Origin of the sequence: Thalassospira mesophila (assembly GCF_002115755.1) — a bacterium.
Taxonomy (GTDB): Bacteria; Pseudomonadota; Alphaproteobacteria; order Rhodospirillales; family Thalassospiraceae; genus Thalassospira; species Thalassospira mesophila.
The window spans coordinates 199,766-215,289 of the sequence record NZ_JFKA01000004.1; the positions used below are offsets into that span (position 1 = coordinate 199,766).

13 protein-coding genes are annotated in these 15,524 nt (G+C 56.2%); 1 reads left to right on the top strand and 12 read right to left on the bottom strand.

From position 1 onward, the window contains the following. Window positions 1–4 precede the first annotated feature (4 nt). Genes TMES_RS11105 through TMES_RS11115 form a run of 3 tightly spaced genes read right to left on the bottom strand, consistent with a single transcriptional unit; the run spans window position 5 to window position 3,499 of the window. Complete coding sequence (locus TMES_RS11105) at window positions 5–2,221, bottom strand: asparagine synthetase B family protein (RefSeq protein ID WP_085582447.1); 2,217 nt, start codon at window positions 2,219–2,221, stop codon at window positions 5–7. 21 nt (window positions 2,222–2,242) lie between these two features. Continuing rightward, window positions 2,243–3,226 carry a UDP-glucose 4-epimerase family protein gene (locus TMES_RS11110; protein ID WP_085582449.1) on the bottom strand — a complete coding sequence of 328 codons (984 nt, stop codon included), beginning with the start codon at window positions 3,224–3,226 and terminating at the stop codon, window positions 2,243–2,245. Then, a complete protein-coding gene (locus TMES_RS11115) occupies window positions 3,227–3,499 on the bottom strand; it encodes a ribbon-helix-helix domain-containing protein (RefSeq protein WP_085582854.1) in 273 nt (90 codons plus the stop codon). It lies immediately after the preceding gene. Window positions 3,500–3,587: 88 nt separating this feature from the next. On the opposite strand from TMES_RS11115, the gene TMES_RS11120 reads away from it, so the two are divergent. Further along, complete coding sequence (locus TMES_RS11120; RefSeq protein ID WP_158091225.1) at window positions 3,588–4,364, top strand: phosphodiesterase; 777 nt, start codon at window positions 3,588–3,590, stop codon at window positions 4,362–4,364. Here the strand turns inward: TMES_RS11120 and queG are convergent. The 9 genes from queG to TMES_RS11165 all read right to left on the bottom strand — a co-directional run bounded on the left by queG (window position 4,361) and on the right by TMES_RS11165 (window position 15,450). After that, window positions 4,361–5,521, bottom strand: a complete 1,161-nt coding sequence (queG, locus tag TMES_RS11125) for a tRNA epoxyqueuosine(34) reductase QueG (protein ID WP_085582453.1) — start codon at window positions 5,519–5,521, stop codon at window positions 4,361–4,363. The genes TMES_RS11120 and queG overlap by 4 nt on opposite strands. A gap of 144 nt (window positions 5,522–5,665) precedes the next feature. After that, window positions 5,666–8,182 (bottom strand): TonB-dependent siderophore receptor, encoded by a 2,517-nt coding sequence (locus tag TMES_RS11130; RefSeq protein ID WP_143589626.1) that lies wholly within the window; start codon window positions 8,180–8,182, stop codon window positions 5,666–5,668. A gap of 160 nt (window positions 8,183–8,342) precedes the next feature. Next, window positions 8,343–9,521 carry a FecR family protein gene (locus tag TMES_RS11135; RefSeq protein ID WP_158091226.1) on the bottom strand — a complete coding sequence of 393 codons (1,179 nt, stop codon included), beginning with the start codon at window positions 9,519–9,521 and terminating at the stop codon, window positions 8,343–8,345. 100 nt (window positions 9,522–9,621) lie between these two features. Beyond that, window positions 9,622–10,149: an RNA polymerase sigma factor gene (locus TMES_RS11140; protein ID WP_085582457.1), complete on the bottom strand. Its 528-nt coding sequence runs from the start codon at window positions 10,147–10,149 to the stop codon at window positions 9,622–9,624. A 234-nt stretch (window positions 10,150–10,383) separates the two neighbouring features. Next, on the bottom strand, window positions 10,384–10,851 hold the full coding sequence (queF, locus tag TMES_RS11145; protein WP_085582459.1) for a preQ(1) synthase: 468 nt from the start codon (window positions 10,849–10,851) through the stop codon (window positions 10,384–10,386). Window positions 10,852–10,868: 17 nt separating this feature from the next. Continuing rightward, a complete protein-coding gene (tgt, locus tag TMES_RS11150) occupies window positions 10,869–12,011 on the bottom strand; it encodes a tRNA guanosine(34) transglycosylase Tgt (RefSeq protein WP_085582461.1) in 1,143 nt (380 codons plus the stop codon). Next, a complete protein-coding gene (gene queA, locus TMES_RS11155) occupies window positions 12,008–13,066 on the bottom strand; it encodes a tRNA preQ1(34) S-adenosylmethionine ribosyltransferase-isomerase QueA (protein ID WP_085582463.1) in 1,059 nt (352 codons plus the stop codon). Before queA ends, tgt begins: the two co-directional genes overlap by 4 nt. A 59-nt stretch (window positions 13,067–13,125) precedes the next feature. After that, complete coding sequence (locus TMES_RS11160) at window positions 13,126–13,686, bottom strand: queuosine precursor transporter (protein ID WP_085582465.1); 561 nt, start codon at window positions 13,684–13,686, stop codon at window positions 13,126–13,128. A gap of 234 nt (window positions 13,687–13,920) precedes the next feature. Next, the gene (locus TMES_RS11165; protein WP_085582467.1) at window positions 13,921–15,450 is read right to left on the bottom strand and encodes an inorganic phosphate transporter; all 1,530 of its coding nucleotides are present in this window, start codon (window positions 15,448–15,450) and stop codon (window positions 13,921–13,923) included. Window positions 15,451–15,524: the final 74 nt, after the last annotated feature.

Genomic DNA, 15,524 nt, shown 5'->3' on the forward strand with positions numbered 1-15,524 from the left:
TGATTTACGGGGTTTGGGCGGACGAACCGTCGTACATTTGCCATACCTGCCAAACCAGCAAATTCCACAATGTCAGCGCGGCATCGAAATCATTGCCAAGGGCGCGCTGCCATAATTTTTGCCGGGTGGCCGCATGAACCGGCATGTCTTCAAACATCCGGTTTTGCGCCGTTTTTTCATCCCCCCACAACAGCACCGCAATATCGTGCATCCATTGCCCGACCGGGGGGTTAAAACCCGCCTTGGCAACATCAAGATACCCCGCCGGTACAAACGGGCTTACCGCCTGGCGCCACACCGCCTTGCCTGCCCCGGCCAAATGGTCTTTCGCCGGTATTGATGCCGCCGCCTTTCGCACCGCGCGGTCCAGCAAGGGCGGGCGATATTCCACACCAAATGCCATGCCCATGCGGTCGCTCATTGCCAGTTGATTGCCCGGTAAATTTACATCCAGATCAAACTGCATCATCGCACGCGCCAAATCCGGGATGGCGTCAAAGCTTGGCATTCCGGCCAGTTCCCCATGTCCGGGGCGGGTCCGTGTGATCACGCACCGATTGTTCCAGGCCCTTAAAACATCGCCGCGATCGCCGGTGGTGGCCGCCAGAAACTTGGCAATCCCGGCCAAATGCTGCCCCGGTTGCACAGGCAAGGTTCTAACACTGCCATTGGCAACATAACTGGCATAACGGCGCATAAAAGCCGGGGCGCGCAGCCATTTTTCGGCCCGTTGCGCCATTTGATAGCGCCGATAGCCGCCAAAAACCTCGTCCCCGCCGTCGCCAGTCAGGCAAACCGGGGCAATGTCGGCCACCGACTGGCTTAAACAATGCGTTAAGATCATTGCCGGGTTGCCAAACGGCCCGCCAAAGGCCTTTAGCCCGGCCCGTAACCGGGTCAATAAATCTTCGGGGTCATGCGGGGCCGGGATTATTTTTAACGGCATTTGCAAATGGCTGGCCAGTTGGCGTGCCCGCATGGTTTCGTCCATTGGCTGCCCGGCAAAGCCCATCACCGCCGCCACCGGCATATCCGCCCGGCGTGCCCGATGCCGCGCCACCCGGGCGGCCATCGCGGCAACCCCGGCGCTGTCCATCCCGCCCGATAACAGGCAGGCAACAGGCCGGTCGCATGTCATGGCATCGGCCACCGCACGATAAACATGGCGGCGCAATCGCCCCACGACATCCGATGGCCTGTTTAAAACGGCACGATCCGCAGCCGGACTATTTTCGTCATCCAGACTGGCACGCACCACAGTCTCGCGTTGCCTGTCACCTCCCCCGGATGCCGCGTTATCTGTGCCGGGCTGTCGGACGGCGGGCACCTGTGCGCTCTGCGATACCCCGCCCGCACAGGCGCGCACGGTCGGCAGGCCATAACGCGCAATGTTTCCGTGCTGCCAACACATGATGTGGCCGGGCTGTAATTGCGAAATACCGTGCCAAGGGGTTTGCGGGGCGGGGACAAACAAGTGCCTGCGCACCATATCGCGCGCGCCCGCATCGGGGGCAACATCAAGCCCTGGTGCGCTTAACAAGGGGGCCAGCTCAGATGCAAAAAACAGGTGTCCGTCGGCCCGCCGGGCAAAATAAACCGGCTTTTGCCCCATCGCATCCACCCCCAGCCACAGGGCAGACCGGTGATTGTCCCACAAGGCAAAGGCATAAGCCCCCGCCACCCCGGCCAGCATCTGTGCCAATGCCGGTCCTGCCCGATCGCCATATTTCTCGTCACATCCCGACACCACCCGGCCCAGCAAGGCCAGCAGCACATCGGTATCAGACCGGCTTTGATCGTGATCCTTAACAGCGACAGGATCCGCCCCTGTTGCTGTCGCTGCGCCACCCGTTACAGTCCGGGCAACCTGGGCTGTATGTGCTGCTTGCTCTGCGCGCAACGCGGCACGGTCAAGCTGCGCGCGCATGCGCTTGTAACCGGCAATATAACCGTTAAAAATAAGCACAAACCGCCCGTCGCGGCTGATAACGGGTTGTCGGGCCTGCGGGCTGGTATCTGTTGTGGCAAGGCGACGATGCAATAAAACCGGCCCCGCCTTATCGTTTGTGGCGGTATCCGGGTGCTGACCCGAAAATGCTTTTTCACCATCCCCGGCGGGCCATATCCCCCAGCCGTCCGGTCCGCGATGCGCCAGATCACGCGCGGCGTTAAGCCCCCATGACCGCGCCGCCCGCGTGGTTGCACCAATCAGCCCGCACATAATTTGCCGGTCCTTTAATTTTTAACCTGCTTTTCCCGACCGCGAAAACCATGCGCCGACGGCGCGCAGCCCCTCGCGGGCGCTGACCGGCGGCAACCAGCCCAGATCACGCCGAATGGCGCGGCTGTCCACCTGCAGCGAGCTTGTCAGGCGCTGGACCTGTGCCGTTTTGCCCGTCAGACGGCCCAGCCATTCCAAAACCGCCACCGGCACGGGGATCAACAACGCCTTTTTGCCCATGCCTTGCGCCAAAAGTGCAATCATTTCACCAATTGAAAAATCTTCCCCGTCTGACACCATATAGGTCTGGTAACAGGCACTTGGGTGCCTTGCGACAACCACACAGGCATCGGCCAGATTATCAACATGGATCAGGCTGCGATGGTTGCGAATGGCCCCGAATGGCAAGGGAATGCCGCGTAATGCCAGTTTTGCCAAAGCAGCAAAGTTGGCCTTTACCCCAGGCCCATATACCAATGGCGGCCGTAAAATCGTCAGGCCCAGCCCCGATGCTTGCGAAAACTGGCGCAGCGCATCTTCGGCCTCGGCCTTGGATTGTCCATAGGGATCGTGGGGATGCACCGGGCTATGCTCGTTAAAGGCGGAAAACAGTGTTTCCTCGCCGTTGACCTTGACCGAGCTTACAAAAACCATGCGTTTTACATTTTGGGCATCTGCCGCATGGGCCAGATGCAAACTGCCCGCCACATTCACAGCGCGAAAGGCCGCCAACGGGTTGGCGGACGCATCGCGCATCACATGTACGCGCGCCGCCAGATGCACCACACAATATACCCCGTGCAAATGATCGGCCCAGTCGGTGTTGCCATCAATATCGCCAACCACGCGGGCATGTTGCGCCAGTTCTGCGGGTAATTGCGCCTTGGCCGCATCATTGCGCACCAGCGCGCGCACCCCATAACCATCGGCCAGGGCGGCCTTGCACACGGCTTGCCCGACAAAACCGTTTGCGCCGGTAATCGCCATTATTTTCTGGTCAGTCATTTACGCAGGCTCGCTTTGGTCGGGGTTAAGGGCGGGTGTTTCAGGCGGTTGCGCGCTATGCAGGCGCTGTTGCAAATCGTGCAAAACATACAGTCGCAACGCGCTGGATAAATTCCCCTCGCGCCCCGCGTCAATCAACACCACCATTTCGGCAATGCTGTGCCCTTCGCGCAGGGCTATGCGCTGTAATTCCTGCCAGAACGCGTCTTCCAGCGAAAAACTGGTGCGATGCCCGGCAATGGTGATGGATCGTTTGCGAACTTCGGTAGTCATCAAAAATTCCATTGAACAGACAGACAAAACAACACGATATAGTCTTAACAGCAAGCCTGCTGACAGTCAGGGACAAACAGGGCCGATTATGAAACTTATCCACCTGAGCGATTGCCATTTCACCGACCCTGCCGCCGATGCACTATCTGCCAGCAAACCACACCCGCAAAAGACCCTGCAAAACATTATTGCCGATATTTGCCAGTGGCATCATGATGCCGAGCTTTGCATTGTTTCGGGCGATTTAACCCACGATGGCACGCCCACGCAATATGCCCTGTTTGCCGCCACCATCGCCGCCCTGCCAATGCCGGTGCATCTCATTCCCGGCAACCATGATCTGCGCGAACCCTTATTGGCGGCCCTGCCCCAAACCGCGCATGATGAAAACGGTTTCATCAATTATGCCTTTATACACAACGGCATAAAGATCATATTATTGGATACTTTATCGGACGGCGAAGATAGCGGCATTTTATGCCCCCGCCGTCTGGCATGGCTGGCAAACGAACTGCAGCAATCGCGCGACCTGCCCTGCCTGGTGTTTATGCATCATCCGCCGGTCGCCGTGGGTTTGCCGTTTATGGACAGCATCAGTTTACAAAATGCCGATGAATTTGGCGAAGTTTTGCAAACGCACCCTGCCATTCGCCACATCTTTTTTGGCCATGTGCATCGGCCCTGCCACGGGGTGTGGCGCGGCATTCCCTTTACCGGCGGTGCCAGCAGCTTTACCGGGCAACCGCTTGCCATGCAGCCGGGCATGGGCCTGCCCGATAAACCGTGGCTGGAACCGGGCTATGGCATTGCCCTGATCCATGACGATGACGCAACCGTGCGCTATCATTTTGAAACGGTGCGTTAAACCGCATCTCGCCATTCGGCCAAAACCGTTGCGTCGGTTTCCGCCGCCAACTGGTGCTGGCGCACTTCATGAAACGCTGCGTCGTCCATTAATTGCGCCATCGCCCACACGGTACTGGCCCGAATAAGGGCCGATGGATCAGCCAGTAAATTGTGCAATTGCGCGATGGTGCTGGCATCGCCACCATTTTTGTCATTGCCAATCGCAATCAGCACGTTGCGCAAAAACTTTGCCCGTCCAATGCGCTTGATCGGCGATCCGGCAAAAAAGGCGCGAAAGGCATCGTCATCCATCGCCAAAAAATCGGCCAACCTTGGGGCTGTGAGTTCGGCGCGCGCGATAAAGGCCAGTTCTTCGGTGCGGCTGGAAAATTTGTTCCACGGGCACACCGACAAACAATCATCGCAGCCATAAATGCGATTGCCGATCGCCCGGCGAAATTCACGCGGAATAACGCCGTCATGCTCGATCGTCAGGTATGAAATGCACCGCCTGGCATCAAGTTTATAGGGCTCGGGAAACGCATTGGTCGGGCAGGCATCAAGGCAATTACGGCACGATCCACAATGGTCGATCTCGGGTTTTTGCGGGGCATCATCGAATTGCAGGGTGGTGAAAACCTCGCCTAAAAACAACCACGAACCATAATCGCGCGACACCACATTGGTATGTTTGCCTTGCCAGCCAATGCCCCCGGCCTGTGCCAGCGGCTTTTCCAACACCGGGGCTGTATCGACAAACACCTTAACCTGTTCGGCCCCGCCGGTTTGTTCCACCAGCCAGCGCGCCAGTTGTTTCAAACGTTTTTTGATCAGGTCGTGATAATCGCGGTTTTGGGCATAAACCGAAATCATCGCCCGGTCGGAATGGTCCAGCAATGCCAACGGGTTTTCTGCCGGGCCATAATTGGTGCCCAGCACAATCACGCTTTGCACATCTCCCCACAAAACCTTGGGGTCACGGCGGCGCGGCAATCGTTCAGGGTCGGCCATCCAGGCCATGCTGCCAAACTCCTCGCCCGCAACAAACTCATCAAGGCGCTGCTGGTTGCGGCTGTCAATTTCCGGTTTGGCAACGCCGCACACATCAAAACCGATCTCGCGGGCTTTGGCCTGCAAGGCGTCAAAACGAATGGCAGGTGCACAGGGGCCAGGCATCAACAGGCAGTCCTTCGGGCAAAACAATCCTGCGCCTTATATACCCCCTGCCCGCCAAAGGTAAAAGGCCGCAGCATTTTTGAGGCTGCGGCCTTTTACAAATAGTATCATTTCGGCCGCAATCACGGCTGGTTAACGGGAAAATCAGAAACGATAGCGCAAAGTCGCCAGCATGGTGCGTTCTTCACCGAAATAACAATTCGACAAGGTATTACACGACGCAACATAGTCCTTGTCGAACAGGTTGTTGATGTTAAAGCGCATATCGGCATTTTCAACACCCACGCGCGACAGGTCGTAATCAAACGACAGATCCACAATGGTGTAATCGGGCACACGCTGCGTGTTATCTGCCGTGGCCCAGGTTTCGCCCACATAACGCGCCCCGGCCCCCACATCAAGCCCGGCCAAAACCCCGGCATCAAAGCTGTATTTGCCCCACAGCGACGCGGTATGTTCAGGCACCTGCATCGGTGTTTTGCCATCTTTAACATCGCCCGGCGCATCATAACTGGCATCGGTATAGGCATAACCTGCTGTCATGCTGAAATGATCGGTCAGTTTTGCCCGCGCTTCCAGTTCGATCCCTTGCGATTTAATGGTGCCGGCTGGCGCATAAACAAAGGTTACCGGGTCGGCAATGGCGACATTTTCCTGTTTGATATGAAAGACCGATGCCGTTAGCAAAATATCGCGTCCTTTGGGCTGATATTTAACCCCGGCTTCATATTGCGTGCCTTCGGTCGGGGCCAGCGGGTCGCCATTGGCATCGGAATACAGGTTGGCGTTAAACGATTCGGAATAGTTAAAATAAGGCGCAATCCCGTTATCAAACAAATACAGCACCCCGGCACGGGTCGTAAGTTTGCTGCGGTCTTCGCCGGTGCGTTTTTCTGTCAGGCGGTTCAGGCTGTCGGTTTCAACCCAGTCTTCGCGCGCGCCTAGCGATAAACGCCAGTTTTCATAGGCAAGCTGGTCCTGCACATACACCCCGGTTTGGTCCAGTGTTTTGGTTGCCAGCGCATAGGGCGTGCCCAATGTAACACCGGAAGTGCCATAGGACGGGTTCCACGGGTTGATGGTTGACGCCGACGTATACCAGTAATTGGTGCGCGACCGGCGTTGCTGGTAATCCAGCCCGCCAATCATGGTATGGTCAACATCACCGGTGCTAAAATTGCCCTTTAGCTGGTTATCGACCGTAAAGGCGCGCAAACTTTCATAGCCACCATAATAGGACCGCTTCAAATTGTTGGTATTGCCATCCCAGCCGGTTTGGTAAATCTGGTCGATATCGACATCGGAATCGAGAAAACGGAAGTTTTGTTTGAAGGTCAGATCGTCGTTAAAATCATGTTCGAACTGATAACCAACCATGTTTTGCGTGCGATCAAACTTTTCCAGTGACGGGTCGCCATCAAAGAAATTACGCGAAATATAACGCCCGTTATGCGCATAAAGCGTGCCGTCGGCCGGGGCACCGTTGTGGGTGCCGCCTTCGGGGTCGCGCTGAAAATATCCCATCAGGGTCAGGCGGGTGTCATCGGTAAAATTCGCGGTTAACGACGGTGCGATGACATAGCGTTCTTCCTTGGCGTAATCAAACTGGGTGTCCGATGCATCGGCCTTGCCGACCAGCCGATAGGCCAGCTTGCCGCCTTCGCTCACCGGGCCGGTCACATCAAAGGCAACGCCGCGTTGCTGGCGCGTGCCATATGAAACCTCGACTTCGCCTTTTTGTTCAAATTCGGGTTTTTTACTGCTAAGTGCGATCAACCCGCCCGGCGACGACCGGCCATATAAAACCGATGCCGGGCCTTTAACGGTATCAATACGGTCAACAAAATACGGGTCAATCTGCATCGAGCTATAGGTTGAATCATCGCTCATGGTTTTCATGCCATCGAGATAGATATTATCGATGCTGCGATCGACCAACCCGCGCAAAATCACATAATCATAGCGGTTTGATGCCCCCACCTGCCCGGTAAAGGCACCGGGAGTATAACGCATCGCCTGCATCACGGTTTGCGATCCCTGATCTTCGATTTCGTCCGACGTCACCACCGAAATGCTTTGCGGTGTTTCCAAAATCGGCGTGTCGGTTTTGGTCGCCGATAGCGACCGTTTGGCGACATATCCCTGTACCGGGCCGTCTGCGCGTTCAAATTCCTTGTCGGCTTCCACCCGCAGCGGGTCCAGCACCACATCGCCTTCGGCCGCACCGGTGGTTGCGATTTTTTCAATCGTAATGGTGTCGCCATTACTCATGCGCCAGCTATAACCCGACCCGGCCAGCAGCCGTTGCAACGCCTGTTCGCGGGTAAAACGGCCCATTACCGCAGGCGATTTCACACTGGCAACACCACCACTGGGGAAAAACAGTTTCACATTGGCCTGATCGGCAAAACGGGTTAGCGCGCTATCCATATTCCGGGCGGGAATGCTGAAATTAATCACCGCGTCCTCGGCAACCGGGCCACTTTGCGCCCATGATGGTGTTGCCAATATCATTACGCCCGCCACGGTTGCGCCGGAGATCATGGTCGTCATCATCAGCCGACCCGCCCAGCGCGCGGCAGCGCGACCGGGAACATGATGTGAAAAAGCGGCAAAAACGGGTGCGGCCTGCCATTTGGCACGGTTGGAACCCAGCGTCATATTGTTTAACCCTTTAAGTTTGGTCACCCCAATGCAAATGATTTTGATAACCGTTATCACTTGCTGTTGGTCATATGACGAAACCCGCAACGCAAACTTGCAGCAGAAATTTCAAAAATTTTTGCTGTTTTATTGCCGGGTTCTATTTCAGGGTTTTAAATCAATAGATTACGGTCGCGACCATGGTAGAAAAAACATGTGCGTCGGTGGTGTCATCAATCGATTTCAACAGATCATCCAGATCGTTCAAATCAAAAACACCACTCACTTTAAGCCCCGCCAGATCGGGGTTTGCCAAAATGATCCGGCCTTGGCGATAGCGCTGAATTTCGGCAATCACAGCCGACAAAGGCTGACGATTAAAAATCAGCTTGCCGCGCATCCACGCGGTTTGGGCATCCACCCCGTCCGATATAACGCCCGAGAGTTTCCCCGACCCGTCATAGGAAACCCGTTGCCCAGCCGTCACATTTACCGGCCGGGTCGCACTTTGCCCGGTTGAAACGGCAACAATGCCTTCGCGAACCCCGACATGCACACCATCATCACCCAGTTGCACATCGTAAACGGTGCCAACGGCACGGGCCTGCCCGTTTGCGGCCATCACAACAAAGGGCCGGTTCGGGTTTTTGGCCACTTCAAACAGGGCCTCGCCCGCCGCCAAATGCACTTCGCGGCGATTTGGGGAATAATTAACCGACAAAGCCGACGCGGTATTTAAACGAACAATTGTACCATCGGGCAATGTAACCGTGCGACGTTCACCAATGCCCGTCGCGTAATCGGCAAACAGCCCGGCCACCGGGCCAACCATGCCCGGCACAATCACCCCGGCAGTTAAACAAACCAGCACGACCAGTGACGCCAGCAACGCCCCCGCCCCGCGCCCCATCCGCGATATCGGCTTGCGCATTTTCGCATCCGCGCCGGGATGCTGATGCGCGGTTCGGTGCTTTTGCACATCGTGATCAGACGGCGCTGATCCACGACGATCCCGGCCAAAACCGGGCGTTGCCGTTGGCATATTCTGGCGCGGTGTTGCTTCTGGCTCTGGCGATGCGGCGTTGCGAGGCGATACGATGTTGCGATATGCGCCTTCGTTATCAGCCTGCCAGTTTTGTGCCGCACCGGTTTGGCCAATGCCGTGCAGCAACAACCGGGCTTCCTCCATGGCAACAGCATGGTCGCGCGATTGCGACAGCCAATTGCGATATTGCTGTTGCATATCGGCACTAACATGCCCGGACGACAGCTTTACCAGCCAGTCAATGGCGGTATTGCTGATGTCTTTTTTGTCCCGGCCTTGGTCGCGGTCCTGCCCGTTTGTGTGCTTGCTCACCGGCGCATTCCTGTTGTTTGGCCATCCATTCCGCACAGGGAAAAATCATCCCCTGATATATAGACGTTCAGGCACGGCCAAACCGGCAATTCAAATGTCATTATTTTTGGTCCGCCCGCCAAAGCTCATCGCGGCATTGTTGCAATGCGCGCGCAATATATTTGGCAACCATGCTTTCCGAAACCCCCAATTGCCGTGCAATTTCCGCATGGGGCAGGCCATCCACCCGAAACATCAACAAGGCCCGGCGCGGGTTTTCCGGCAACCGGTCCAATGCACGGTCCAGCAGGGCCAACTGTTCACGGCCCATGGCCGTTGCCTCGGGCGATGGTTTTGGGTCCGCAACAAGGCAGGCATCCTGCGCAGTTTCCGTTCCACTGCCGCTATGGCGTTTTTCGCGGCGCAGCCAGTCAATCGCCAGGTTACCGGCAACCCGGTAAATATAGGCACGCGGATTATCAATTTGCACATCGCCGGGCGGCGCCGATGCCAGGCGCAAATAGGTGTCCTGGGCAATATCGGCAGCCCGTTGGGAATCCCCGCCCATACGACGGGTTAAAAACCGCACCAGATGGTCGTAATTTTCCTGAAAACTGCTGATTAAAATCGACGCTGTATCGCGACGCATCTATATGGCCCATCTTGCGCAAACATCTGTCGTACAAACCCGCCGTTTCTAACAGCAGCGCACAACACCCCTTGCATAACAAGAACGCCTCACCCTCGCAATGAGAATAATTATCAATATTATTAACCGAGCCATAAAAAACAGGGCACCCAAAAGGATGCCCTGCCTGCAACTGCTTCAAAACATATCATGCCGGGACGTTTTTAAATTCATCCCGCGCCAGCAACGGCCTTGTCAGCCCCGCCCGCGATACGGCGCAACCCCCTGATCGGGGATCCACACGCCTTCCGGGGCCGGGCCGGTTTGATAAAACACATCAATCGGAATCCCGCCGCGCGGATACCAGTAACCGCCAATCCGCAACCATTTCGGGTTCAGGGTTTCGGCAATGCGCTTGCCAATGCTGACCGTGCAATCTTCGTGAAAGGCACCGTGATTGCGAAACGAGGTTAAAAACAGTTTCAGCGACTTGCTTTCAACCAGCCAGCCATCGGGGATGTAATCAATCACGATATGGGCAAAATCGGGCTGGCCGGTAATCGGGCACAGAGATGTAAATTCCGGGGCCACAAACCGCACGCAATAATCCGTGCCTTCCTGCGGGTTTTTCACCTTTTCCAGCACCGCTTCTTCGGGGCTTTCGGGCTGTTTGGTATCACCGCCCAGCATGGTCAGGTTCTGGTAAATGCTTTGGTCTGACATGGTTAAATCCCTTCGCCTTAATCCTGGATCATCGGCACAGGATCAATATCCCCGCCTTCCTGATCGGCATAAAACTGCTTGGCAAAGGCGTCCATCTGGCCGTTTGCAATGGCGTCGCGCATGCCCTTCATCAGGTCCTGATAATATTGCAAATTATGCCAGGTCAACAGCATCGCCCCCAAAATTTCGTTCGCCTTGATCAGATGGTGCAAATAGGCGCGCGAATATTGCGAACAGGCCGGGCAGGAACAATGATCATCTAGCGGGCGGTCATCATCGCGGTGACGGCCATTTTTAAGGTTCACCGTGCCACGGTGGGTAAATGCCTGCGCATTGCGGCCCGACCGGGTGGGTAACACGCAGTCAAACTGGTCAATCCCGCGCATAACGGCACCCACCAGGTCGGATGGCTTGCCAACGCCCATCAGGTAACGGGGTTTGTTGGCGGGCAGCATATCAACGCAAAAATCCAGCGTATCAAACATCACCTGCTGGCCTTCGCCCACGGCAAGGCCACCCACCGAATGGCCCGGCAAATCCAGCTCCGCCAGTTTGTCCGAACTTTCGCGGCGCAGGTTTTCAAACACACTGCCCTGCTGAATGCCATAAAGGGCATAGCCTTCACGATTTACAAACGCATCGCGCGACCGTTTGGCCCAGCGCATCGACATGCGCATGCTTTCGGCTGCCACGTCCTCGGTCGCGGGGAAAGGTGTGCATTCGTCAAACGCCATCGTAATGGTGGAACCCAGCAAATGCTGAATTTCCATTGAGCGTTCCGGCGACAGCGAAAATTTACGCCCGTCGATATGGCTTTTAAACGTCACACCTTCTTCGGTGATTTTGCGCAAGCTTGACAACGACATCACCTGATACCCGCCGCTATCAGTCAGGATCGGTTTGTCCCAGTTCATAAATTTGTGCAAACCGCCCAGCCGCGCAATGCGTTCGGCACCGGGGCGCAACATTAGATGATAGGTATTACCCAGCAAAATCTCGGCACCGGTGGCAGCGACGCTTTCGGGCATCATGCCCTTTACCGTGGCAGCCGTACCCACCGGCATGAAAGCCGGGGTTTCAATGGTGCCGTGTGCGGTATGAATACGCCCGCGCCGTGCCTTGCCATCTTTTGCCAGCAGTTCGTAACGAAATTCGGTCATGACTTTTTCAGTGCTTCAACTTGGTTGGCGCATTCCAGCAACGAGCAATCGCCATAGGAATAAAAACGGTATTTTTGCGCAATCGCGTGGTTATAGGCCGCCTTCATACGGTCATACCCGGCAAAGGCCGACACCAGCATAAACAACGTTGATCGCGGCAAATGAAAATTGGTCAGCAACAAATCAACACCGCGAAATTTATAGCCCGGTGTAATGAAAATGCTGGTTTCGTTTTCAAACGGTTCAACAATGCCATCTTCGCGCGCCGCACTTTCGAGCAAGCGCAACGACGTGGTGCCCACCGCCACAATCCGCCCGCCCCTGGCGCGGGTTTCATTGATCAACGCGGCAATTTCCGGCGAAATGCTGCCCCATTCGGCGTGCATTTTATGATCATCGGTGTCATCGACCTTAACCGGCAAAAACGTACCCGCCCCCACATGCAGGGTAATGGTGCGCCGGGCAATGCCGCGTGCATCCAGGTTTGCCAGAAGTTCCGGGGTAAAATGCAGGCCCGCTGTCGGGGCCGCCACCGCGCCGTCATGACGGGCAAAAATGGTTTGATAATCGTGGCGGTCCTGATCATCGCCCCCGGCATCGCGCCGGATATAGGGCGGCAACGGCATCACACCGTATTTTTCCAGCGCGGCAATCAAATCGGCACCGGAAACATTAAAACGCAGCAAAACTTCGCCACCGTCTTTTTTGTCCATTACTTCGGCTTCAAAAGCCTCGTTGACCTTGAAAATCTCGCCGATGCGCAGCTTTTTGGCCGGTTTGGCAAAGGCACGCCACTGCCCCAGCCCTTCCTGCTTGTGCAAGGTGACTTCAATTTTGGCTTCCCCGCGTTTGCCAAACAGGCGGGCAGGAATAACGCGGGTATCATTGGAAATCAGCAAATCGCCGGGGCGTAACATATCGGGCAGTTCGCGCACGATACGGTCGCTCATCTGCCCGCCGGTCAAATCCAGCATCCGGGCGGAATCGCGCGGGTCCGCCGGATGTTCGGCAATGCACTCGCGCGGCAGGTCAAAATCGAACAGATCGACTTTCATTGTTTTTCCATTTTGGCAGTGTCACAACACCGCGATAACAAGGCAGGATCAAAGACAGCTCAGGCACGGGCCGATTGTGCGGCTGGTGCATCATTCCGGTTGGTGGGGCGAATAACCGTCATCAATATGCGGAACGGGGCCAGACACGTCATCGCCATGATCATTTTGGCCGAAAAATCGCCCAGCGCCCATGTATGCCACGGAAGGCCGGTGCCGACAAATGCGATTGAAAAAAACAGGGCGGTATCGAGCATCGACCCGATGGTCGAGGATACCAGTGGCGCTTTCCACCAACTGGCCTGACGCAGGCGGTCAAACACGGTAACGTCCATTAATTGCGCCACTAAAAATGCCGTGCCCGATGCAATGGCAATGCGGGTATCGGCAAAAATCAGCGATAGCACAACGGCAATGGCAAAGCCCGATAACACCACAAACCGGGCGGCCCGCGCCCCGCGTGCCCGGTTGGTCAAATCGGTCACCAGAAATGCGACGGGATAGGTAAAGGCCCCGAATGTCAGCCAATCGGCCAGAACGCCAGGCAACGGATATTCGACCAGAATGTTCGAAGCAACAACCGTGGCGGCCATTGCCAGAATGCCTGCAATGATGGCTTTCATGTTTTCAGAACCTTGTTTGGTAAAACCCGGGCATAACAAATCTCGCGGTGCCGGTATCCGGAACGACGATGCGCAAAATGGGTCGCAAAAATATTGCGCGCTGTTTACGCCCCGCACCGTGCAGGGTCAAGCAAAAAACAAAGACCGGAACACTCAAAAGAATGTTCCGGCCCTTGCCGCAGATCGCGCATTACTCCGGGAATTATGGAGAAACGCTGCGAACCGGTGCCATCCTCACAGCATCATGCCGCGGATGGTAAAGAATAAAAGCGCGCCCAAAAACGCCCCGGCAGGCACGGTTACAATCCATGCCGTTGCAATGGTCAGGGCATATCGACGGCGCACCAACAGGCGTTTTTGCAGCTTGCGTTCGGCCCGTTCGGCCAGGGTCGGGTCCATCTGGCGCAGGGCTTCGATATCCTGCTTTTGCGCGTTCAGCGCGCTGTTTTCGCCAATCAGCATCGGCGCATCATGCAGGCGGCGACGATGGCTTAAGGTTTCACGCAGGAACCCCACACCAAACACCGCGCCGACCGCAATATGGGTAGAACTGACCGGCAGGCCAAAGGCCGACGCCACAATCACGGTTAATGCTGCCGACAGCGCCACGGTATAGGCCCGGATCGGGTCCAGCTTGGTAATTTTGCTGCCAACGGTTTTAATCAGTTTTGGCCCAAACAGGATCAAACCGGCCGAAATACCCAGTGCGCCAATCACCATCACCCAGATCGGGATTGGCGCGGACGTGACGATTTGGCCCTGATCCACGCCCGACACAATCGCGGCCAACGGGCCAATGGCATTGGCCACATCGTTGGAGCCGTGGGCAAAGGACAGCAAAGCCGCCGACACAATTAACGGCAGACGAAACAGCGAGGCAATTTCCTTGCGCCGCCCGGTCATATTGGCCGAGGCGCGAAAAACAGCCTTGCGCACCGGCCATAATGTAAGGACGAAGGCGGCAATACCAATCAGAATGATGGTAAAGGTATCGGCCTTCCAAACCTTTTTAATGCCCTTCATCATCAGATACATGGTGAAAGCCGACACCATGATACTGACCAGAAGCGGCACCCATTTTCGTGCTGCGGCCACCCGGTCGGGCGCATATAAAATCTTGAATTTGATAAAGGCCAGGAACCCGGCCGCAATCACCCCGCCCAGCACCGGTGATATCACCCAGCTTGCGGCAATTGCCCCCATATTGGACCAGTTTACCGCATGGGTACCAACAGCGGCCATACCGGCCCCCATCACCCCGCCAACGATGGAATGGGTGGTTGATACCGGCGCGCCAAGATAGGTCGCAAGGTTTAACCACAGGGCCGCAGCCAGCAGGGCCGCCATCATCACCCAGATAAAGGTTTGGGCATCGGGCATTTGCCCGGGGTCGATGATACCGTTTTTAATGGTACTGACCACCTCGCCCCCGGCCAGAATGGCCCCGGCCGCCTCAAACACAGCGGCGACCAGCAACGCACCCAGCATTGTTAACGCGCGCGAACCCACGGCGGGACCAACATTGTTGGCAACGTCGTTGGCACCAATGTTAAGCGCCATATAGCCGCCAATGACCGCCGCTGCGATCAAAAAGCCACTTCGCGGCAGCCCGCCCATGTGAAAAGCAACAAATGCGCTGCATGCCAGCAGGAAAACAAGCGACAGGCCCAGCTTTGCGCTGAGCGAGGCCGTCTCGCCAATACCGGCATCCATCCTGCGTTGCCATTTCAGGTCTTTATCGAGCGCCGTCTTTTTCGCGACCATACCAACCATAACCTTTGCGGGGGAATCGACGAGCGGATCATGTCGAAGCAATCACCATTTGTTAAGGTTTTTTT